The sequence below is a fragment of the Deinococcus aquatilis DSM 23025 genome (assembly GCF_000378445.1).
GTDB classification, from domain to species: domain Bacteria; phylum Deinococcota; class Deinococci; order Deinococcales; family Deinococcaceae; genus Deinococcus; species Deinococcus aquatilis.
The window spans coordinates 16,006-37,323 of record NZ_KB899726.1; the positions used below are offsets into that span (position 1 = coordinate 16,006).

Genomic DNA, 21,318 nt, shown 5'->3' on the forward strand with positions numbered 1-21,318 from the left:
TACGCCCTGAGAAAAACATCACACTTCATCGTGAGGCTACGGGGTCAGGTTGACCGTACCTCCACTGACATCTTGCCTAGATCAAGCCTGAAGCTGGCTCTCACCCCTCAGTTTTCGCGCTTCGGCAGAGTTTCTTCGCTGAGGCTGTATTTGTCTTTCAGGTAGCGCCCGTGGGCTTCCAGTTTGCGCTGGCCCTGTCCTGCCCGCTCGGTACTCACGGCCCGCATTCGTCGCTCGATGTGCCCGAGTTGCATCAGCAGTTCCAGATCGGCGGCAGCGGTGGGCGGCGCGGCGCGGTAAACGCTCAGGAGGTCGGGCAGGTCGCGGCGTGCAGCCTGCTGGGCGTCGTAGGTATCGCGGCCCAACGCCTGATCGTGGGCGGTGACGCGCAGGGCGTCGCGGGTGGCGATGGCGGTGGCGTGCAGTGCGGCGCGGGCGGGGGCGGGCAGCGTGCGCTCATGCAGGCGCAGGGTTGCCAGCAGCGCGGCCTCGTCGTGGGCGGCGGCTCCGGCCAGATCGAGCGTCACGGGCAGGGCGGCCTCCTCTGGAACACGTAAAATCTGACGGGCGCGGCGGGCCGTCCAGTACACCCCGAAGGCCGCCGCCGCCAGCGTGAAGGCCAGCAAAATCCCGGCCACATCGCTACCCGACGCCGTACCGACGCCCAGCAGGAACAGCAGTGGCCCCACCAGCAACGCCCCCAGCAGGCCCAACACGATCAGCGCCAGCAGCCCCAGCATGCGCCGTACCAGGCTTCCGGCGCGGCGGGCGCGGCTGACCGTCTCGGCAGCAGAACCAGCGGGCGCAGGCAACCAGGGATCGCGCCCACCCGTCATCATCAGACCTGATGCGGTGGGTAAACGCTGTGCAGGACGAATCAGATACCGCACCACACGGGAGCCGGTGCGGGCAACAGTGAAAATGGTGGCAGCGTTCAAGTCCGGCATATGTTCTAAAGTACGCGCCCAGTGTCTGAAAAGTTGCCGCCTGGCTTACGAAGCTGGGCCGGGGACCTTGAGAGATGGGCCATGAATCCCAAAGACCTTGGTCAGTCGGGGCCTCCTTTCCCCAAAAGGAAGCAAGATAAGCAGTTGCTATCCCGGCATGCGCTAGACTTCAGGATGTGTTTGTTCTTGCTGCTTGCCGTGTAGACCGACGCCCGCTGGTCAGGGAATCTTCGTGAAGCTCAGTCGTCTGCCGCCGGGGTTTGGGTTGGATACGGCGGCGCAGGCTCTCGCGCTGCGGCAAGAAGCCGTGTCGGACGTGGTGCGGGAGTGGACAGATGCGGGCTGGAAGGCCACCGCGACCGTCCGTGACGGCGGCACCGACTTTCAGGCGATGGCCGAACTGACGCCGCCGCCCGACCCGGTGCTGCGCTCCACGTCGTGTACCTGTGGGCGCTACCGCTGCCGTCATGTGGCGGCGCTGGTGCTGTCTGCCGATCCGCCTGATCTGCCGCGCCCGGCTCTGAGGTCTGGAACGGGAGCGGCTGCGGGCACAGGCGAGGGGGGGCCAGCCAGCCTTCCACCTGTAGAAAGTCTGGATGCCCGCGCCCAGCAGTGGCTTGCCAGTTTCGATGAGAAGAAATCGGGTGGGCGGGGGCGGCAATACGAGTTGCGCTACGTGCTGCGGATCATGCCCGTGACCTCTCAGGGTGGTCCCGGCAGTATTCGGCGCGTGGCGGTGGGCGTCATGCGCGTGCCGGTGCGCGGCGACGTGGCCGAGGTGCGGTCTGCCGAGCATTACAGCCTGCCGCGTAATCTGTCGGCGGCTCCAGCCTTTGCCCGCCGCGACGCCGACCTGCTGCGCCTGCTGGAAGTGGCTGCCACCGCCGCCCACCTGCCGGGCCGCTGGGACGAAACCCTGCACGCACTGGGCGACCATCCGGCCACCGACCTGCTGGTCGAACTGATGCTGGATTCGGGCCGTCTGTGCTGGGAAACCGCCGACGCCGTGCTGCACCGGGGCGAAGCGGTACAGGGCATGCCCGGCTGGGCCACCGACGAACGCGGCATGCAGTTTCCGACCCTGACGGTGGAAGGCGTGGCGGGCGGCGTGGTGCTGCCTCTGCCCCGTCCCTGGCTGGTGCGCCCCACAGAGTCGGAACTGGTGCGCGTGACCACCCACACCCCGCCCGAACAGGTGGCCCGCTTTCTGGCTGGCCCCACCGTGTCGCCTGCACAGGCAGCGGCGCTGGCCCACGCCATCACGGCGGCGGGTGCGCCCCTGCCTGTGCCGCAAACCGTGCAGGTGCGCGAAGAACGCCTGCCTTTTACGCCTCAACTGCACCTGATGGGCCGCACCGTGACCATTCCCACCTACGAACGCTGGACGATGGTGATGCGTACCGAAACCTTCCCGCTGGCCGAGCTGCGCCCCGCTTACGGCGGCCTGCCGATCCCGCAGGAGGTGGCCGCGCCGCCCGTGGTGCGTGGCCGGGAAACTGCCCGCGACGTGTCTACTCTTCCTGTACCCACCGTGTACCGCGACGGCATCCTGACCCGCGTGCCCCGCGATCCCACCGCCGAGAAGCAGGCCACCCGCGCCCTGTCCCGCGCGGGTTTTGCCACCATGCAGGACGTATACGGCGAAGAATATGCCGTACCCAGAGAGCTGCGCGACCTGCTGACGCTGGGCGACGATGAATCTTGGCTGGAATTTATGCGGGAAGGCCGCACCGATCTGGAAGCGCGGGGCTTTACCATCCATGTTCACCCTGATTTTCCGCTGGCAGTGGCCGAAATCAGCGATTGGTACGGTGAAACGGAAGAGGGCGGCGGCAACGGCTGGTTTACGCTGGACCTGGGCATTGTCGTGGACGGCGAGCGCGTGAGCCTGATTCCCGTACTGGCCGACTTGATTGCCCGCCAACCCGACCTCTTTACAGTCGAGGCCCTCAACGCCCTGAAGGACGACGAAACCATCTACGCCGCGCTGGGCGATGGTCGCCGCGTGGCGCTGCCTGCCGGACGGGTGCGGGCCATCCTCAGTGTGCTGGTGGAACTGAACCTGCGCGACATTCCCGATGGCCCGCTGCGGTTGCCGCTGCTGGACGCCGCCCGTCTTGCCCAACTGGAGGGGGCGCTACAGGCCCGCTGGGTGGGGGCAGAACGCCTGCTGGAGCTGGGGCGCAAGCTGCGGGACTTTGGCGGGATTCAGCCTGTAGAGCCGCCCGCTGGCCTGAATGCCGAGTTGCGGCCCTACCAGTTGCAGGGGCTGGCGTGGCTGCAATTCCTGCGCGAATACGAGCTGGGCGGCATTCTGGCCGACGACATGGGGCTGGGCAAAGCGCAACCGCTGGACGCCGACGTGCTGACGCCGCTGGGTTGGCGCAAAATGGGCCAATTGCAGGTCGGAGATTACGTGGTGGGCCGGGATGGATTGCCCACCCAGATTGTGGGCGTGTATCCGCAGGGCGTGCGCCCGATCTACCGCGTGACCCTGACCGATGGAGCCAGCGTGGAAGTAGACACCGATCACCTCTGGGCGGTGAATACCCCGGTCAGAAAACGGCGCGGTACAGCAGAGCGCGTCCTGACCACCGATCAGATCAGGGCCGACCTGACCGACGCTGCCGGAAACTTAAAACATTACCTGCCGATGGTGGCCCCGGTGCAATTTGCGCCGCGTGCCCTGCCCATCGACCCTTATACACTGGGAGCCTTGCTGGGCGACGGGAATATGACCCACGGCATCGGGATCACCAGTGAAGATGAGTTGGTGGGAGCTTTGGCCCTCCCGGAGCCTGTGTATGCCCAACATGCCTCCCGCCTGACCCAGAAAGTCAGCACCTACCGCTTGGTCACGGCGGGACGGTGGACGCCCAACCCGCTCAAGGACTCACTCAAATCTCTGGGCCTTCACGGGTCTACCGGGCACCATAAATTCATTCCGCCCGATTACCTGCTGGGCAGTGCCGAACAGCGTCTGGCCTTACTGCAAGGGCTGCTGGATACCGATGGACATGCTGGAGTCGTGGTGGAATATGTCAGCGTCTCGGAGGCGTTGGCGGGGGGCGTGGTGGAATTGGTGCAGTCGCTGGGCGGTACGGCCCGCATTCGGCAAAAGTCCACTGCTCACACCTATTTGGGAGAACGCCGCACAGGTACGGCTTGGCGGGTGACGCTGAAATTGCCGCCCCAGCTTGACCCCTTCCGGCTGCCGGAAAAGTTGAAGAATTATCGCCGCCCAACCAAGTATCCGCCGAGTCGTGGCATCAAGAGTATCGAACTTGTGGGTCACAAGGAAGCGCAGTGCATCGCGGTGGCAGCCCCGGATCACCTGTATGTCACCGAGCAATACATCGTGACCCATAACACCGTTCAAACCCTCGCTCACCTCCTGACCGAGAAGGCTTCGGGCCGCGCAGACCGCCCCAGCATGGTGGTGGCCCCCACCAGCGTCATCGGGAACTGGCAGGCCGAGGCCGCCCGCTTTGCGCCCAGTCTGCGCGTGCTGACCCTGCACGGCAAAGACCGCCGCAGCGAATTTGGCCGTATTCCCGACGCCGACCTGATCCTGACCACCTACCCGCTGCTGCCCCGCGACGTGGAGCTTCTGAATTCGCACGCCTTTCACCTGTTGATTCTGGACGAGGCCCAGAACATCAAAAACAGCAAGACGGCGGCGGCCAAAGCTGCCGGAAGTCTGGACGCCCGCCACCGCCTGTGCCTGACCGGAACCCCGCTGGAAAACCATCTGGGCGAGCTGTGGTCGCAGTTTAACTTTCTGTCGCCGGGGCTGCTGCACGATGAGCGCACCTTCCGCGAGCTGTACCGCACTCCCATCGAAAAGAAGGGTGACCCACACCGCCGCGCTGCGCTGGCGGCCCGCGTTCGCCCCTTTATCCTGCGCCGCGAAAAGCGGGATGTGGCCCGCGAGTTGCCGCCCAAAACCGAAATCCCCGTGCGCGTCACGCTGGACGGCGATCAGCGCGACCTGTACGAAACCGTGCGGGTCACGATGGAAAGCCGGGTACGTGAAGAATTGCAGGCGCGGGGGCTGGCCCGTTCCACCATCGCCATTCTGGACGCGCTGCTGAAGCTGCGGCAGGCCGTCACTGACCCGCGCCTCGTGAAGCTGGACGCCGCCCGCAAGGTGAAGGGCAATGCCAAGCTGGACTGGCTGGAATCCAACCTGCCCCAGATGATCGAAGAGGGCCGCCGCGTGCTGATCTTCAGCGGGTTTGCCACCCTGCTGGGTCACCTCGAAGACACCCTCAAGGCCCGCAATATTCCGTATTCCAAGATCACCGGGCAGACCCAGAAGCGTCAGGAGCAGATCGACGCCTTCCAGTCCGGCCAAACGCACGTCTTCCTGATCACGCTCAAGGCGGGAGGCGTGGGCCTGAACCTCACTGCCGCCGATACGGTCATCCATTACGACCCGTGGTGGAACCCTGCCGCCGAGGATCAGGCCACCGACCGGGCCTACCGAATTGGGCAAGACAAGCCCGTGTTCGTGTACAAGCTGATCGCGGCGGGCAGCGTCGAGGAAAGGATTCTGGATTTGCAGGCACGCAAAGCGGCGCTGGCACGCGGCATTCTGGATGGTGGCCTCAGCGACGCCACGCAGCTCACCACGCAGGATTTAGACCGCCTGTTTGCCCCGCTGGAGGATGGGGAAGAGGAGGAGTAGGGGGGGGTATTGATCCCTCCTCTTAAGGGAGAGCGTTGCGTCAGCAACGGGGGGGGTTCTATGGCGCAGCCTTCAAAGTGCTGCTCACCTCCACAAGAATCAATAGAGAGGTCTTTGGGTTTATCCCACGGTTGACCCCCACCCCCCAGCCCCCGCCCCCACAGGGGTCAGGGGAGTGTTCGCTGCGCTCGGCAGGAGTGATCTTGTCGTTTTTTGGTTCGGCTAGATCGTTCTTTTAAAGCTGAATTGCCAGTTCATTCTGGGCTGGAATTGGCCCGCGCGTTTCACGCACGACGGCCTCACACGGACTTGGGCGGCGATTTTTTGGTCTGGCATCTGGGAAACTGGGCTGTTGGCGTTGCCCAGCAACTCAAGGTATTCAGGAGTTTGCTAGCCTCGCCTACACGTCGCTCAGGTCGGGCATCAGCATCAGGAGGCCGCGTGTGGCGTCGGCCAGGGCCAGGTGTCCATCCGGCAGGGCGGCAATATCCATCGGGGTTCCGAAGGTGCGCTGCTGGGTCACGCGGAAGCTGCTGAGGTCTACCACGCTGACCGTGCCGCCCCGATCTGTCAGGTAGGCCCTGCCGTTCATCACGCTGAATTTGTCGGGGTGGCCGCCAACGCTCAGGGTTCGCCCGATCTGTCCGTCTTCGGTCAGTTCCAGCAGGCGGCCCTGAACATCCAGCACCAGCACGCCGCCCGACCATTCCTCCAGACCCACAGGTGCGCCGCCCACCGCGTAGGTGTCCAGCAGTTGCCCGCCATCGGCAGAGAGAGCAAAGACCTGCCCGGTGGTGTGGCTGGTGGCAAGCAGGCGGTTTCCGGCGTGCAGCACGGCGTCCATATAATCGGCTTCGGGCATGGGGGCGGCTCTGGCGAGGCTGCGCCGTGTGGTGGCCGCGTCACCTCTGCCAAACACCAATAATTCCCCGCTGGACGCTGTTTTCACGAATACGCGGCCCTCTTCCACGGCCAGCCCAGCCGCGCCTCCCGGTGTGGGAAGGCGGCGCTCTATCTGGCCCTGTGCCACGTTCAACACGACCAGTTGATTGTTGGCGGCGTCCAGCAGATAGGCGCGGCCCTGCGCGTACACGGCTTCGGTAAACCACGCGGGCTGGGCGGTGGTCAGGCTGACCCGGCGCAACTGGCCCCCGGCGGAGCGGATCACCAGCGGGGCGCTGGGGCTGTGGCTGCTGGCAAAGACCACGCTGTCTCCGGCACTGACCACCACATCGGCCCGCACAGGCGCAGGCTGGGGCCACAGCAGCAGGGCAGCCACAGCAGCGGCCAAGCCCAGACTGGCGGGCAGCCAGAGGGCCACAGGGCGGCGCTTGCGGGAGGGAATCTGGCTGGAAAGAAGATCACTGGAGCTTCTTTGCTGACGGGCGCTGTTCAGCACACGGGCACGCAGTTCGGCGGGCGGCGCGATCTCGGGCGGTGCGTGTTCCAGCCCGTTCAGCACCCGGCGCAGTTCGGCGGCCTCACGCTGGCAGTCGGCGCACGTTTGCAGATGCGCCCGCACCTGTTCGGTTTCGGCGGCAGAGGCGAGGCCCAGCAGCACGGCGCTCAGGTCTTCGCGGCAGGCTTCACAGCTTGGCTGGTTGATATCTGGCCCGGTCATAGGCTGTTTTCCTCCTCGCCCAGCAGCCCACGCAGGCGGTCCAGCGCGTATTTCAGGCGGCTTTTGACCGTTCCCACCGGCACTGACATGGCCTCCGCGATGTCTTCCCGCGTTTCTCCCAGAAAAAAGGCTCGCTCCACAGTTTCGCGCTGCACGGGTTTCAGGGTATGCAGCGCCGCCCTGATCTGCTCGGCGCGGGCGCGTTCCTCGGCCCCGGCCTGCAGGTCCACGCGTTCATCGGGAAAGGGAAGCGGCAGCCCTTCGGGGTCGTCCAGCGGCAAAGAAAAGCGCACGCCGCGCAGCTTGGAAATGGCCGCGTGGCGCACCACCGTCAGAAAAAAGGTAGAAAACGAGGCCCGCGCCGGATCGAACAGCTCGGGCCTTTCCCAGACCTTGAGGAAGGCGTCATGCACGGTGTCCTGGGCCTGTGCCGTGTCTTTGAGAATGTAGACCGCTACCCCATAAGCGGCGCGGCTGTGGCGGTCATACAGGGCCGCCAACGCCGCCTCGTCGCGCAGGCCGAAGCGGGCCAACAGCGCCGCGTCCGGTTCGTCCGGCAGGGGCTGAGGGCTGGCAACCTGCTCGCTGGGGCGCATCGCTGACACATTAACGGAATGGGACGCTGCCGGATGTCTGCCCCTCCCGCCGTACAAACTCAACATTGCCGCCCACGTCCTGTCCTCATGCTGACCTGTACGCCTGCCGCACCGCAAAAGTTCACTTGGGTCAAGGCGGGTCGCGCAGAACTGGCGCTACGGCATCCATTTGAACAGGACTTGAACCTTTCCCCCAACCCCGGCGTATAGGTCAGCAGCCAGAACAGTTCGCCCGATATGTCGCGACACGGCCCTTGAACCTTTTGCCTCACCCCGGCGTACAAGCTTTCAGAAGGACATCCACCCCCAAAGGAGAACAACCATGAAGCCCCCACTGGGCACAGCTTACGGCGCTGTGCTGACCCTCACCCTTGCTTTCGGCTCCATTGCCGCAGCGCAGACGGCCCAGCCCTACGCCGCCGTGACCGCCGCCATGCCTCAGGTGCAATTCAATTTCCGGGTCACTCTGATTCCGGTGCCGGGGCGGGTGCAGCAGGTCACCGCCAGCCTGAAGCTTGACCCACTGCGGCCCCAGGACGTGACCGGAACGGTGCAGGTGCCCCTGAAGACGCTGATGACCGGCATTGGCCTGCGCGATGAACACGCCCGCAATTACCTCAAGGCGGGGCAGTTTCCCGTTGCCACCTTCCGGGTGGGCAAGCTCAGCGGCGTGACCGCGCTTCCGGTGGGTCAGGAGGTCAGCGGGCAGGTCAGCGGCAGCTTTTCGCTGGCCGGGGTCACGCGCCCACTGACTGCCCCCGTCACGCTGCGGCGGGAAGCCTCGGGACGCATCAACATTGCCACCCAGTTCGATATTCCCCTCAAAGACTACGGCATTTCTATTCGTGGAGCCGACAAAAACACCGATGTTCGGCTGATGTTCGCTGTCACCGCCCGTTAGTTCCTTCTCGCCCTCTCGTTTCCACAGGAGAACCACCATGACCCAGATTCGTTTTGCCCGTACCCTCACCGCCGCCCTGACCCTTACCCTGAGCTTCGCTGTGGCCCAGACCACCATGACCGATACCATGCCCATGACTGACAGCATTCCCATGAAAGATGCAGCGCCCATGACCGGCAGCATGAAGGCCGTCCGGCAGGGCAATTTCCGCGCCCTGGAAGCGCCCACGCAGGGCAAAGCCGCACTGACCAAAACCGCCACCGGCTACACGCTGACCCTCACGGGCCTGAAGACCGAACCCGGCCCGGACCTGAAAGTGCTCCTCTTTGCGGGCAATCTGACCAGCGCGGGTGCCAATCCCAAAGTGGCGGGCAAGTACCTGCAAGTGGGTGAACTGAAGAAATTCAGCGGAAACTTCAGCTATCAGATTGCCAGCCAAGATCTTGCCCGGTACACCAGCGTGGTCATCTGGTGCGATCAGGCGGCAACGGGGTTTGCGATTGCCAATCTGAAGTAAGGGTATGGGTGGTGGGGTGTAGAGCATGACATCATCTCCCCCCCAGTTCTCTAGACTCCGGCCATGCTTCCCCGCACTCCCGAAGAAGTCCGCGCTTTTTTTGATGCCCACCGTACCGTCCGGCAGTACCGCACGCAGCCCGACGGCTCGCCGTTGCCGCTGCCCGCCGACCATCTGGACGTGATCTTGCACGCGGCGCAGCGTGCCCCCACCGACGCCACCGCGCAACTGTATTCGCTGATCCGGCTGGTCGATCCGGCGGCGCGGCAGGCTGTGGCCGAGCTGACCACCAACGCGCACATCGCCACCGCGTCTGAGGCGTTCGTGGTGTGCGCCGACGTTCACCGGGTGTCGCGTCTGCTGGAAGTGGGCGGGCATGCCGGGGGAGAATTTCCTGCCATCGCTGTGCATTTCGGCATTGGCGACGCGGTGCTGGCGGGGCAAAATCTGCTGCTGGCCGCCGAACTCTTGGGCTATCAGGGCTGCTGGATCGGCGGCGTGATGAACGGACTGGACGGCCTGCTGGACGTGCTGGAGCTGCCCGCCGGAGTGCTGCCCTTTGCTGCCCTGACCATCGGTACTCCCGCCGAAGAAGCCCCGCACCGCCCGCGCCTTGCCCGCGAACTGGTCATTCATACCGACGCCTACCGCCCTGCTTCCCCCGAAGAACTGCATGCAGGCATAGAAACCATGAATCCCATCGCTGCCCGTGGAGGCAAGCCCGGAGACTGGCTGCGGCTGCTGCGCTCCTACTTTGGCGCGGGCGGCGGCATGGAAGGACGTGAACCGGGCCTGCGGGCGGCCCTAAAACGGCAGGGCATGTGGGCGGGCGAGGAGTCGTCTGGGCCTAGGCATTAGGGTGGATTGGAGCTTCTGGGGCTTGTACCACGTTGGATTCCCCCACCCCCCAGCCCCCGCCCCCAAAGGGGTCAGGGGAGCGAAGCGCTGCGCTCGGCAGGATTGACCTTGTCGTGTTCAGACTCGGCTTTCTTGCTCACTTGAAGCGGAACTGCCCGTCGTCTTAACGTTGGAATTGGCCCGCCCGCTGCGCGGACGACGGCCTCACACGGATGAGGGCGGGAACGGTGTGGGGTGGCAGTGTCGTGAGCTTTGGCTTCTCACCCTTGAGGGGGGAGGTTGGGACCCGTAGAGCTGCGCTACCAGAGCGGGTAAGCGAGCAAAGCGATTGCCTTTACGCCCTTCCATAGACCCTAGACCCTTCGACCCTAGACCCTCGGACACGGCAGCTTTTCCCGCCCAGTCACGCTAACCTTGACTCCATGTCTACCCCATCTCCCCGACCCCTGCCCACTCTGGAAGACCTGAACGCGCAGGGGGAAGGCCTGTTGCCCGGACTCATCGGCATCCGCTTTACGCACGCAGAAGGGGGCCTGATGCGCTCTGAACTGACGCTGAGGCGTGAGCTGCTGGCCCCCAACGGCTTTCTGCATGCCGCCACCGTGATCGCGCTGGCCGATACGACCTGCGGCTACGGCACGCGCCTGCTGCTGCCCGACACGGCCACGGGCTTCACCACCATCGAACTCAAGAGCAACCACCTCGGCACCGCCCGCGAGGGAACGCTGACCTGCGAGGCCCGCAGCGTTCATGCCGGACGCACCACCCAGGTCTGGGATGCCGAGGTGCGTGCGCCCACGGGCAAGGTGATGGCGCTGTTCCGGTGTACGCAGGCCGTGCTTTACAAACCGTAAGTGGTCAGTGGTGAGTGGTCAGTGGGAACATCAGGTAGATTCAGGGCAACTTGACTTCCTTTCTCTCTTTGACCCCCACCCCCTACCATGCCCACTGCTGATCCCTTTCTGCGCCACCCCGACCCCCTTACCCGTGAAGTGGCGCGGGAGTATGCGGGCGGCGCGTTCCTGATGGACAACGGCGACGGACTCCAGTGGTACACGGTGTCCACGCGGGCGCTGGTGCCCCTGACCGAAGCGGAGGGCCTGCACATTGCGCGGCGGCTGCGGCGAGAGCTGGAGCGCTTTGAGATGCGAATAGACACCGCCTTTGACGATGTGGTGCAGGGATGCCGGGGGCGGCTGCCCGGTGCGCCCCCCCGCGACGGCGAATGGATCAGCGACGAACTGGCCGAGATGTACAGCCACCTGCACGCCACCGGGCTGGCCCATTCCTTTGAAGTCTGGCAGGACGGCGAGCTGGCGGGCGGCATTCTGGGCCTTGCTCTGGGCGGCGCGTTTATTGCCGAAAGCAAATTCCACCGCGTGACCAATGCCAGCAAGGTGGCGCTGATTCAGTTGGCAGCGCACCTGCACCGGCAGGGCTTTTCCCTCTTCGATGCCCAGATTCAGAACCCGCATCTGGCCCGACTGGGCGTCCACGAAATCAGCGCCAAAACTTACCGCAGTAAGCTGGCGCTGGCTCTGGCTCAGGACGTGAGCCTGATGAACGTCGTTACCCCGTAAACGCGCCCCACAGCAGATAGCCGTTCAGGCCGATGATGATGGCCGCGAAGCTCCAGCCCAGCACCGTGATGATCGGGCGGCTCACCAGTACGCCCATCACGCCCCGGTTGGCGGCGAAGAGCAGCAGCGGAATCAGCGCGAACGGCACGCCGAAGCTCAGGATCACCTGCGACAGCACCAGGACGCTGGTGGTGTCCAGCCCCGCCAGAATGACGGCAAAGGCCGGAATCATGGTGATGGTGCGCCGCAGCCACAGCGGAATGCTGAAGGTGACAAATCCCTGCATGATGACCTGACCTGCCATCGTGCCCACCGCGCTGCTGCTGATGCCGCTGGCAAGCAGGGCCACCGCAAAAGCAATCGCGGCGGCTGGCCCCAACAGCGGCGTCAGCGTGCGGTAGGCCGTTTCCAGATTCCCAGCGTCCTCGATGTTTTTGCCGAAAAAGGTGGCGGCGGCCACGGCCAGCATGCTCATGTTGATCAGGCCCGCAAAGCCCAGCCCCACCAAGACGTCTATTCGGTTCAGCTTGGAGAGGTGCAACTTCTCGGCGTCGTTGGCGGTGGGGACGCGGCCCTGAGTCAGGGCGGAATGCAGATAAATGACGTGCGGCATGACGGTTGCGCCGATGATCCCCACCGCCAGATACACGCTGGCCTGTCCCTGAAAACTGGGAACGAAGCCGCCCAGCGCAGACAGTTCGGGGCGAGCGATCAGCAGTTGCACCAGATACGCCACCCCGATCACCAGCACGAAGCCGCCGATGGCGATTTCCAGCGGGCGGAAGCCCTTGTTTTGCAGGGTCAGCAGCCAGAAGGTGATGACCCCTGTGATAGCCGCGCCCCAGATCATCGGCAGGCCGGTCAGCAGGTGAATGGCGAGGGCCGCGCCCAGAAATTCGGCCAGATCGGTCGCCATCGCCACGATTTCGGCCTGCACCCAGTACAGCCACACCAGCGGGCGGGGCCAGCGTTCGCGGATCAGCTCGGGCAGGTTTTTTCCGGTGGCAATGCCCAGTTTGGCGCTGAGGTTCTGAATCAGCATCGCCATCAGGTTGGCGACCAGAATGACCCACAGCAGACCGTAACCAAACTGCGCCCCGCCCTGAATGTTGGTGGCAAAGTTGCCGGGGTCCATATAGGCGATAGAGGCGATGATGGCCGGTCCCATAAAGGGCAGGATGCGGGCCACGCCACGCCGATTGCCGCGCTTGTTCAGAATCTCGGTGGCGCGTGCGGTCATGCGGCTATCCAGAGTGGAGGGAGGCGGCGGAGCAGCGACTGAGGAGGAAGAGGCAGGCGGGGGCACAGACATGAAAACAAGTTTAGGCTTGCCTAAAAATAATGTCTATCCCCCCTCATATTCATGAAAAGCTCATGGACCGGGTCTGAAATCGAGCGATTTCTGCGGGCTGCCGAGTGCCCAAAAAAGCCCTGCCCGTGCTGCTCCGGCCACCCGGTATGTCGGGAAATGTGCGCTTGCCCTAGCCATCTGCCTGCACACAGTCGCCCAGACGCTTACCCTGACCCTATGACTGCGCTCCTGCCCACCACGCCTGCCGTGCCCACCACGCCCCTGCGCGTGTTGATCTGCGACGAGATGAACCCCGGAAATCTCGTGCACGACGGCTTCGAGATTCACTATGAAGGCAATATGGCCCGCGAGGAAACCCTGCGCCGCCTGCCCGAATACGACGCGCTGATCACCCGCAGCCGCACCAAGGTAGACCGCGAGCTGATCGACGCCGCTGGTTCCCGCCTGAAAGTCATCGGACGCGGCGGGGTGGGCGTGGACAACATCGATCTGGATTACGCCAGCCTGCGCGGGCTGCTGGTCCTGAATGCCCCCGAAAGCAACAACGTCAGCGCCGCAGAACTGGCAATCATGCACCTGATGGCCGCCGCCCGTGGCCTGACCCGCAGCGACAGCAAAACCCGGCAGGGCGTGTGGGACCGCAAATTTCTGGGTCTGGAACTCAAAGACCGCACGCTGGGCATCGTGGGTCTGGGGCGCATCGGTTCTATCGTGGCAGACCGGGCACAGGGCCTGCGCCTGAACGTGGTGGCCTTCGATCCCTACGTGCCCGACAGCAAATTCGAGCGGCTGGGCGTGAAGCGGGCCGCCTCGCTGGACGAACTGTTGCCGCAGGTGGACTTTCTGACCGTGCATACCCCCCTGACCGACGAAACCACCGGCATGATCGGGGCACGCGAACTGGCCCTGCTGCGCCCTGATTCCATCGTGGTCAATGCGGCACGCGGCGGCATCATCGAGGAGCAGGCTCTGGTGGACGCGCTGCACTCCGGCCACCTGTTCGGCGCGGGCGTGGACGTATTCGTAGACGAGCCACCCACCGCCGATCACATCTTCCTGTCGGCCCCGAATCTGGGCATCACCGCCCACCTTGGGGCCAATACCCGCGAGGCGCAGGAGCGGGTGGGCGCGGAAATCGTGGCCCGCGTGCTGGCCGCGTTGCAGGGCGACGTGAGCAAGGGAGCCGTGAACGCGCCCGCGCTGGACGCCAAAACGCTGGAACTGTTGGGCGGCCACCTCGATCTGGGCGGCAAACTGGGCCGGATTCTGGCGCAACTGCTGCCCGGCGCACACGACATCGAAGTGACCTTTCAGGGCGAGTTTCCCGCAGATCCGGCCCCGGTGGTCACGGCAGTGTTGGTGGGCTACCTAAGTGGCAGCACCGACGAATTGCCCAACATGATCAACGCCCGCGCCCTTGCCAAAGAACGCGGCCTGAACGTGGCGATCCGCGAAGTGGCCGACAGCCCCGATTACCAGACCGAAGTGATCGTGAAGGTCCTGAGTGGCGGGCCTGTCTCCGGTGGGGCCGAAAAAGAGCGCACCCGCACCGTGGGCGGCACCGTCTTTGGCCGTAGTCCCCGCCTCACACGTCTGCGTGACTACCGCGTCGAACTCGAACCACAGGGCTTTATTCTGATTGCCAGCAACCAGGACAAACCCGGCGCAGTCGCCAAGCTCAGCAACCTGTTGGGCACCTGGGGCGTCAACATCGCCGGAATGGCGCTGGGCCGTGCACAGAAGGGCGGCGAGGCGCTGTTTACCCTCACGCTGGATGACGGCCTGACCCATGAGCAATTGCAGGCGATCCGCGATCTGGACGTGATCGATTCGGCGTACATCGTGCGGGTGTAGGCAGGGCCAGGGGTGGCGGGCCGGACGGGTGCTGCGCTGGCTTCAGTCCGTCTGGTTTGTCCCTTTTGGTTCCTCTGGCCTCTCTGCGCTGCGCTCCGGCCCCTGCGGATAAAGCCAGCGCAGGAAGACCAGAAACAGCCCGATCACGGTGGCTGTACTGGTTGTCAGAAAGGCGATGACCACGCTGCTTTCCAGCCGGAAGGGTGAGCCGTTCAGGGTGCCCCAGCCCACCGCCAGCGTCAGCACCACATCGGCCACCAGCCACGTTCCGGCAATCAGAAACACCGCGCTGCCGATCCACAGCCGCCAACGATACAGGGCGCGAAACTGGTTGAATTCTTCGGTCCGGCGGGCCAAGTCCAGTTGCCGCTGCTGCTGGGTGCGCTGTTCTTCGCGGTGCAGGCCGCCTTGCAGAGTCTGCACAAGGGTAGGTGGGAGAGAAGTAGAAGCTGGCGTCTGGGTGCCCGGTATTGAGGTACTGGGCGGCTCCGAGGTCATGCCCCGCGCAGGAGATCCACGTAATACTCACGGGTGATCTCGTTGGGGATCAGGTCGTTGGAGAGGCCGTAGGTCTGTGCCCACGGGCTGCCCTGCAGGTGCGTGAGGTTGGACAGTTCCTCGCCGCTTTTCTGTCCGTAGGTGGCCCAGATGCCCCGAATCAGATTCAGCGCGTCCTCGTCTTCTTTGAGGCGGGGTTCGGCGTCAGAGACGGGCAGGGGATCGCGGATCGGTTGCCGCCCCAGCGTGCGCCAGTACTCCCACAACCGCCGCGCCACCGGGCCGCGCTGCCACGCGTGAAAGGTGTTGTAGGTCAGCGGGCGGCCCAGCAGCGCCAAAGCCCACCCGTGCGCGATAAACACCAGTTTGTTGATCTGCATCTGCGTCAGCGTGCGGCCCTCAGCCTGTGCCAGTTCCAGAAAGGTATTGGCGACCACCTCGGCGGCGTATCCGGTGCGGGCCGGGTCGCCGTATGCGGGCGCGGGGGGAAGCTGGGTCTGGGTGGCAGTCATGGGCAGTCCTCCTTTTTGGGGCAAGAACGAGGGGCCGAAGCAGGGGCCGTTCTGACCACAGCGTAACACGGACAGGGCAGGGAAGAAGGTGAATTTCCCTCCCGCCCTGCCCCATCTTCTGGTTGTTCCTACAACCCACATCCCACGTCCTACAACCAGTTTTACAGCCCTCTGAAGGCTTCCCGCATAATGTCCAGCCCCGTTGCGGCCTCTTCCCGCGTCAGGGTCAGCGGCGGGCTGATGCGAATGACTGATTCGCCGCAGTCCAGATTCAGCAGGCCGCGTTCAAACATTGCCATGCTCGCCGCGTCGCGCAATTTGCCGTCGGGCGACCCGTCGGGCTTCACGAATTCCATCCCGATGAACAGTCCCTTGCCGCGCACATCGCCCAGAAAGGGGAATTCGGTCTGCATCTGACGGAGTTCGGAGAGGATGTACTCGCCCACCTGCGCGGCATTGGTCATCAGGCTGTCGCCGCAGCCGGGGTGCTTGACCACGCCTTCCAGCAGGTCCAGCGTGGCATGTGCAGCCGCCGCCGCCACCGGATTCCCGCCGAAGGTGCTGCCGTGCGATCCCACCGGCCACGTCATCACGCTTTCTTTGGCAAGCATGGCGCTGATGGGCAGTCCCGACGCGATGCCCTTGGCAATGGTGATGATGTCGGGCTGCACGCCGCCGTACTCTTCAAACTGCTGGAAGCTGAACATCTTCCCGGTGCGTCCCATGCCCGACTGCACCTCGTCGAAAATCAGAAGAATGCCGTGCTGGTCACACAGGCCACGCAGCTTTTTCAGGAATCCCATCGGCGGAATGATGTAGCCGCCCTCGCCCTGCATCGGCTCGATGATGATGGCGGCCACCTCGTCGGCAGGAATCACGGTGGTAAACAGCAGCTTGATGTGATCCAGCACGGCGTCACCGCAAAATTGAGCGTCGCTGCCCAGCGGTGGGCGGAAGGGGTTGGGGTAGGGCACATGCGACACCCCCGGCAGCAGTGGCCCGAAGCCGCGCTTGTACTTGGTTTTGCTGCCCGTCAGCGTAATTGCGCCGTAGGTACGCCCGTGAAAGCTGCCCAGCGTGGAAATAATGTGGGTGCGCCCGGTGTGGTTGCGGGCCAGCTTGACGGCAGCCTCCACTGCTTCCGCGCCGCTGTTGCCGAAAAAGGCCCGCCATTTCTCACCGGGTTTCTCTACGTGCGCCAGCAGGCGTTCGGCCAGGCTGGTCGTGATTTCCTGCGGGTAGTCGGTCAGGCACACGTGGGCAAATCTGGTGATCTGCTCCTGCACGGCCTTCACCACATGCGGGTGGGCGTGCCCGGTGGTGCTCACGGCAATGCCCGCAAAGAAATCCAGCATGGTGTTGCCGTCCACATCGGTCAGCCACACGCCCTCGCCGTGATCGGGCACGAAGGGGTAGGGGCGCATGTAGGACGTAGATAGATGCTGGCTGTCGCGCTCCATGATGGCGGCGGTCTTGGGGCCGGGGAGCGAGGTTTTGAGGATGGGCTGGCGGGCCTGCGTTTTGGGCTGGGAAATGGTGGTCATTCGGGACTCCTTGCGTTGGTCTGAGGATCTAGGGGCGGGTGAGTTTCTGCTGCTGTGGGGCAGTCTGTCTGAGCATCCAAAGGTCCAGGGTCTAAGGGAAATTTGACTTTCTTAGACCCTGAACCCTCCGACTATTCGAGGCTCAACAATAGCCCCACCCGTTCAGTCCCCGCTCACTGGCACCTGAACCATCCCGTCCGGCGCAGTGTCGGTGACACTCACTTCTGTGCCGATGCCGTGCGCGGCCCACTTGTCTTCGCGGCTGTTCAGGCGGTGCTGCGTGGAGCCGGGGCGGTGGCGGCTTTCGGCAAATTCCTTGGGTTCAATCGAAATGCGCTCGCCTTCCATCAGGCCGTAAATGCCGCTCTGACCGGGTTCCTTGCGCTGCCATTCTGGTGGTACGGCCATATCCGGCCCGGTGTAGTCGTTCGGCTCGCTGTAGGCGGCGATGTAGCCTTCAAAGTTCCGCAAGATCAGCTTGTCGGGGCTGTGGCTCAGCACGTAGTTGGGGGCCACCGGAATTTTGCCGCCGCCGCCGGGTGCATCAACCACATAAGTGGGAATGGAATAACCGCTGGTGTGCCCGCGCAGGCTTTCCATGATTTCCAGCCCCTTGCTGACGGTGGTGCGGAGGTGGCCCGCGCCGTGCACGAGGTCGCACTGATAGATGTAGTAGGGCCGCACGCGGATTTTGACGAGTTCGCGCAGCAGCTTTTGCATGATCACCGCGTGGTCGTTCACGCCACGCAGCAGCACGCTCTGGTTGCCCAGTGGCACGCCCGCCCGCGTGAGGCGGTCACAGGCATCGGCCACTTCCGGCGTGATTTCGCGGGGATGGTTGACATGAATATTCATCCAGACCGGGTGGTTTTCGCTCAGCACGTCGCAGAGTTCCTGAGTCACGCGCATAGGCATGAACACGGGAACGCGGGTGCCGATGCGAATAATTTCGATGTGCTCGATCTTGCGGAGTTCCGAGAGCAGGCGGCCCAGCACCTTGGGGGCCAGCGTCAGCGGATCGCCGCCCGACAGCAGCACGTCGCGCACCTGGGGCGTATTCCGCAGATAATTCAGTTGCGCCTCGTACTCGGCAGGATTGAAGGTTTCGCTGGGGTCGCCCACGATCCGGCTGCGGGTGCAGTAGCGGCAATAGCTGGCGCACTGGGTCGTGACCAGCATCAGCACGCGGTCGGGGTAGCGGTGTACCAGTCCCGGCACTGGCGAATGCTTGTCCTCGGCCAGACTGTCTTCCATCATCGACGTGAACGGCTCCAGCTCGTGATGGGTCGGGATGACCTGACGCCGCACCGGGCAGGTGGGGTCTTCGGGGTCCATCAGGCTGGCAAAGTAAGGCGTGATGTCCAGCCGGAAAATGCCCTCGGCACTGGCCCCGATGCGCTCGGAATCGGTCAGGCGGATCACTTCTTCCAGTTCAGCGACCGTATTGATGCGGTTCTTGAGCTGCCATTTCCAGTCGTACCACTGCTCGTCGGGCACGTCGGCCCACTTGGGGGCACGGTGATTGCGGGGCAGCATCATCTGGCTGCGGGTGGTGGCTTGAGGGTGCAGGGTATGGGAACTGGGCATGGACGCCTCCGGGGATCAGGGGAAAGACAACGTAATCGGATTGGTCTTTATTGTTGCCGTCCAGCACCTCACTTGGAAGGCGCGAACACCCCCCGGAACACAGGGTCAGCTGCATATAAAACTCTCAAACGCCATGCTGGACTTTTCATATGCCAACAAGGGGTGCTAGGCTGGGTTTATGAAGCATTCCGGCGGGTCGCTCGACCCTCTTGACCACCGCATCCTGGGTGAACTGCAAACCGATTCCCGCCTATCTATGCGCGAACTGGGCAGGCGCGTGGGCCTCAGTGCCCCTGCCGTGACCGAACGTGTGCGCCGCCTGGAAGACGCCGAAATCATCCTCGGCTACGGCGTCCGTGTGGCTCCAAAGCCGCTGGGACGCACCATCACCGCCTTTATCGGCGTGCAGGACAGCGGGCGCAACGACCCGACACTGGTACGCTGGGCCACCCGCAACGACAGCGTGCTGGAATGCCACTCGGTCACGGGCGACAATTCCTGCATCCTGAAGGTGGCCGTACCCGATGTGGGCGCACTGGAAACCATGCTGGGCGAACTGATTCAGATGGGCTTTACCTGCGATACCTCCATCGTGCTGAGTACCCCGCTGGAAGGCAAGCTGATGCTGCCGCCGAAGTGATCCTGACCTGCGTAGACGTGGACTACCGCGAGGATGGCAGCGCCCGCACCGCTGCGTTGCTCTTCAAAGCTTGGAGCGACGCAGAAGAAATAGAAGTCCGGCTGCACACCGTCCAGCAAACCGAACCCTATGAGCCGGGTGCGTTTTACAAGCGGGAATTGCCCTGCCTGTTGCCGGTGCTGGAGCCTTTGGCCCCACAACTGGGCGCCATTGTCATAGACGGCTACGTGACATTGGACACGGAAGGACGCCCCGGCTTGGGCTGGCATCTGTTTCAGGCGTTGGGCGGGGCTGTCCCGGTGATCGGAGTCGCTAAAACAGCTTTTCGGGGATCGGCCCACGCGCAGGCCGTGCAGCGTGGGTCGGCCAGCCATCCCCTGTATGTCACCGCCGCTGGAATAGATGTGCTGGACGCAGCAGAGCACATTCGCCAGATGGCCGGGCCTTACCGCATGCCCACGCTGCTGGGGCGGGTAGACCGGGCGTGCCGGGAAGCGGTTTAGGCTGACCCGGAACAGTTTTATCAGGAGCGAGTGAATTTGTGCGGCCAGAACAGAGAATGGAGCCACCGAGAAAAGAAACTTTCGGTGGCTCCATTCTTAGAACGGCTCTAGGCTAAGGCTTCTTTTCGCGTAAACGCCGCGTACCGTTGCAACAGTTCCCACGCCTGCCCGCCTGCCATCACCGCCCGCGCCTGCGCCACGCCTTCGCGGATGCTGCCCACCTGTCCAGCCACGCACAGGGCCGCCCCCGCATTCAGGGCCACAATATCGCGCTGGGCCGGGGTTCCGCCGCCGGTCAGCAGGGCGCGGGTGATCTCGGCATTCTCGGCGGGAGTGCCGCCCACGATGGCCTCTTTGGGGTGCATATTCACGCCCACCTCTTCGGGATGCAGCACCGAATCGGTGAGTTCGCCGCCGTGCAACGTGGTCAGGGTATTGGGTCCGCTGACCGTGAATTCATCCAGCCCGCTGCCGTTGACGACCACTGCGCCCTTTGTTCCAAGAAGGCGCAACACTTCGGCCATTGGTCGGGTAAGGGTGGGGCTATAGACGCCCACCACCAGATGGGTCGCCCCGGCGGGGTTGGACAGCGGCCCCAGAATGTTGAACACCGTGCGGGCCGCCAGATCCGCCCGGACAGGCGCGGCGTGGCGCAGGGCCGGGTGATAGTTGCGGGCGAACATGAAGCCCACGCCCAACGTATTCACGGCCTCGGCAATCAGGTCAGGCCCAGCGTCCAGATTCACGCCCAGAGATTCCAGCACATCGGCACTTCCGGCGCGGCTGCTGGCGGCCCGGTTGCCGTGTTTGGCGACTGGCACGCCTGCCCCGGCCACCACGAAGGCGGTGGTGGTGCTGATATTGAAGGTATGTGCTCCGTCGCCGCCCGTGCCCACCACATCCAGCAGAACTTCACGCGGGGTCACGTTCACGCGCACGGCACTTTCACGCATGGCCTGCGCGAACCCGGCGATCTCGGCAGGCGTTTCGCCCCGCACGCGCAGGGCCGCCAGCGCCGCCGCCAGTCGCACGCCGCTCACGTCGCCCGTCATCACCTCGCGCATGAAGCCCGCTGCCTCGGCCTGCGTCAGTTGCTCGCCGTTCATCAGGCGGGTATGAATCATAAAAACTCCGATGGAGTGGGGGCACAGGCTCCCA

The 21,318-nt window shown here is 64.2% G+C and carries 18 protein-coding genes; 9 read left to right on the plus strand and 9 right to left on the minus strand.

Annotated elements, in window-relative coordinates:
• Positions 1-107 precede the first annotated feature (107 nt).
• Positions 108-947, minus strand: coding sequence for a hypothetical protein (locus F561_RS25685; RefSeq protein WP_019011005.1), 840 nt, complete (start codon positions 945-947; stop codon positions 108-110).
• A 232-nt stretch (positions 948-1,179) separates the two neighbouring features.
• On the opposite strand from F561_RS25685, the gene F561_RS29540 reads away from it, so the two are divergent.
• Entirely contained in the window at positions 1,180-5,637 is a 4,458-nt protein-coding gene (locus F561_RS29540; RefSeq protein WP_019011006.1) for an SNF2-related protein, read from the plus strand.
• A 400-nt stretch (positions 5,638-6,037) separates the two neighbouring features.
• On the opposite strand, the gene F561_RS27280 is transcribed toward F561_RS29540, so the two are convergent.
• Both F561_RS27280 and F561_RS0116170 read right to left on the minus strand, forming a co-directional pair.
• Positions 6,038-7,258: a zf-HC2 domain-containing protein gene (locus tag F561_RS27280; protein ID WP_019011007.1), complete on the minus strand. Its 1,221-nt coding sequence runs from the start codon at positions 7,256-7,258 to the stop codon at positions 6,038-6,040.
• Complete coding sequence (locus F561_RS0116170; RefSeq protein WP_019011008.1) at positions 7,255-7,854, minus strand: RNA polymerase sigma factor; 600 nt, start codon at positions 7,852-7,854, stop codon at positions 7,255-7,257. Before F561_RS0116170 ends, F561_RS27280 begins: the two co-directional genes overlap by 4 nt.
• Before the next feature lie 322 nt (positions 7,855-8,176).
• Between F561_RS0116170 and F561_RS25695 the strand changes: the two genes are divergently transcribed.
• The 5 genes from F561_RS25695 (at position 8,177) to aat (ending at position 11,710) form a co-directional block, all read left to right on the plus strand.
• A complete protein-coding gene (locus tag F561_RS25695) occupies positions 8,177-8,755 on the plus strand; it encodes a YceI family protein (RefSeq protein WP_019011009.1) in 579 nt (192 codons plus the stop codon).
• 37 nt (positions 8,756-8,792) lie between these two features.
• Positions 8,793-9,272 (plus strand): DM13 domain-containing protein, encoded by a 480-nt coding sequence (locus tag F561_RS27285; RefSeq protein ID WP_019011010.1) that lies wholly within the window; start codon positions 8,793-8,795, stop codon positions 9,270-9,272.
• Positions 9,273-9,335: 63 nt separating this feature from the next.
• A complete protein-coding gene (locus F561_RS0116185; protein WP_019011011.1) occupies positions 9,336-10,130 on the plus strand; it encodes a nitroreductase family protein in 795 nt (264 codons plus the stop codon).
• A gap of 422 nt (positions 10,131-10,552) precedes the next feature.
• Positions 10,553-10,984, plus strand: a complete 432-nt coding sequence (locus F561_RS0116190) for a PaaI family thioesterase (protein ID WP_019011012.1) — start codon at positions 10,553-10,555, stop codon at positions 10,982-10,984.
• A gap of 87 nt (positions 10,985-11,071) precedes the next feature.
• Positions 11,072-11,710, plus strand: coding sequence for a leucyl/phenylalanyl-tRNA--protein transferase (aat, locus tag F561_RS0116195; RefSeq protein WP_019011013.1), 639 nt, complete (start codon positions 11,072-11,074; stop codon positions 11,708-11,710).
• Here aat and F561_RS0116200 read toward each other — a convergent pair.
• Entirely contained in the window at positions 11,700-12,950 is a 1,251-nt protein-coding gene (locus F561_RS0116200; protein ID WP_019011014.1) for an Nramp family divalent metal transporter, read from the minus strand. The genes aat and F561_RS0116200 overlap by 11 nt on opposite strands.
• Positions 12,951-13,238: 288 nt before the next feature.
• Here F561_RS0116200 and serA point away from each other — a divergent pair, with 288 nt between their 5' ends.
• The gene (gene serA, locus F561_RS0116205; protein WP_019011015.1) at positions 13,239-14,876 is read left to right on the plus strand and encodes a phosphoglycerate dehydrogenase; all 1,638 of its coding nucleotides are present in this window, start codon (positions 13,239-13,241) and stop codon (positions 14,874-14,876) included.
• Positions 14,877-14,918: 42 nt separating this feature from the next.
• On the opposite strand, the gene F561_RS28965 is transcribed toward serA, so the two are convergent.
• From F561_RS28965 to F561_RS0116225, 4 genes are all read right to left on the minus strand, one after another.
• Complete coding sequence (locus tag F561_RS28965) at positions 14,919-15,299, minus strand: hypothetical protein (RefSeq protein ID WP_019011016.1); 381 nt, start codon at positions 15,297-15,299, stop codon at positions 14,919-14,921.
• Between the two features lie 71 nt (positions 15,300-15,370).
• A complete protein-coding gene (locus F561_RS0116215) occupies positions 15,371-15,886 on the minus strand; it encodes a Panacea domain-containing protein (protein ID WP_019011017.1) in 516 nt (171 codons plus the stop codon).
• A 161-nt stretch (positions 15,887-16,047) separates the two neighbouring features.
• On the minus strand, positions 16,048-17,430 hold the full coding sequence (locus F561_RS0116220; protein ID WP_019011018.1) for an acetyl ornithine aminotransferase family protein: 1,383 nt from the start codon (positions 17,428-17,430) through the stop codon (positions 16,048-16,050).
• A 162-nt stretch (positions 17,431-17,592) separates the two neighbouring features.
• Entirely contained in the window at positions 17,593-19,017 is a 1,425-nt protein-coding gene (locus F561_RS0116225) for a KamA family radical SAM protein (protein ID WP_019011019.1), read from the minus strand.
• A gap of 178 nt (positions 19,018-19,195) precedes the next feature.
• Here F561_RS0116225 and F561_RS0116235 point away from each other — a divergent pair, with 178 nt between their 5' ends.
• Together F561_RS0116235 and F561_RS0116240 are read left to right on the plus strand one after the other, a co-directional pair.
• A complete protein-coding gene (locus F561_RS0116235) occupies positions 19,196-19,657 on the plus strand; it encodes an Lrp/AsnC family transcriptional regulator (protein ID WP_019011021.1) in 462 nt (153 codons plus the stop codon).
• On the plus strand, positions 19,654-20,160 hold the full coding sequence (locus F561_RS0116240; protein WP_019011022.1) for an endonuclease V: 507 nt from the start codon (positions 19,654-19,656) through the stop codon (positions 20,158-20,160). Before F561_RS0116235 ends, F561_RS0116240 begins: the two co-directional genes overlap by 4 nt.
• A 107-nt stretch (positions 20,161-20,267) precedes the next feature.
• Here the strand turns inward: F561_RS0116240 and trpD are convergent, their stop codons facing one another.
• On the minus strand, positions 20,268-21,284 hold the full coding sequence (trpD, locus tag F561_RS0116245; RefSeq protein WP_019011023.1) for an anthranilate phosphoribosyltransferase: 1,017 nt from the start codon (positions 21,282-21,284) through the stop codon (positions 20,268-20,270).
• Positions 21,285-21,318 lie beyond the last annotated feature (34 nt).

Bases quoted from the DNA above. Each gene is read 5' to 3' on its own strand.
- F561_RS25685 (WP_019011005.1), bottom strand. From the start codon at position 947: ATGCCGGACTTGAACGCTGCCACCATTTTCACTGTTGCCCGCACCGGC.
- F561_RS27280 (WP_019011007.1), bottom strand. From the start codon at position 7,258: ATGACCGGGCCAGATATCAACCAGCCAAGCTGTGAAGCCTGCCGCGAA.
- F561_RS0116170 (WP_019011008.1), bottom strand. From the start codon at position 7,854: ATGCGCCCCAGCGAGCAGGTTGCCAGCCCTCAGCCCCTGCCGGACGAA.
- F561_RS25695 (WP_019011009.1), top strand. From the start codon at position 8,177: ATGAAGCCCCCACTGGGCACAGCTTACGGCGCTGTGCTGACCCTCACC.
- F561_RS27285 (WP_019011010.1), top strand. From the start codon at position 8,793: ATGACCCAGATTCGTTTTGCCCGTACCCTCACCGCCGCCCTGACCCTT.
- F561_RS0116185 (WP_019011011.1), top strand. From the start codon at position 9,336: ATGCTTCCCCGCACTCCCGAAGAAGTCCGCGCTTTTTTTGATGCCCAC.
- F561_RS0116190 (WP_019011012.1), top strand. From the start codon at position 10,553: ATGTCTACCCCATCTCCCCGACCCCTGCCCACTCTGGAAGACCTGAAC.
- aat (WP_019011013.1), top strand. From the start codon at position 11,072: ATGCCCACTGCTGATCCCTTTCTGCGCCACCCCGACCCCCTTACCCGT.
- F561_RS0116200 (WP_019011014.1), bottom strand. From the start codon at position 12,950: ATGACCGCACGCGCCACCGAGATTCTGAACAAGCGCGGCAATCGGCGT.
- serA (WP_019011015.1), top strand. From the start codon at position 13,239: ATGACTGCGCTCCTGCCCACCACGCCTGCCGTGCCCACCACGCCCCTG.
- F561_RS0116215 (WP_019011017.1), bottom strand. From the start codon at position 15,886: ATGACTGCCACCCAGACCCAGCTTCCCCCCGCGCCCGCATACGGCGAC.
- F561_RS0116220 (WP_019011018.1), bottom strand. From the start codon at position 17,430: ATGACCACCATTTCCCAGCCCAAAACGCAGGCCCGCCAGCCCATCCTC.
- F561_RS0116225 (WP_019011019.1), bottom strand. From the start codon at position 19,017: ATGCCCAGTTCCCATACCCTGCACCCTCAAGCCACCACCCGCAGCCAG.
- F561_RS0116235 (WP_019011021.1), top strand. From the start codon at position 19,196: ATGAAGCATTCCGGCGGGTCGCTCGACCCTCTTGACCACCGCATCCTG.
- trpD (WP_019011023.1), bottom strand. From the start codon at position 21,284: ATGATTCATACCCGCCTGATGAACGGCGAGCAACTGACGCAGGCCGAG.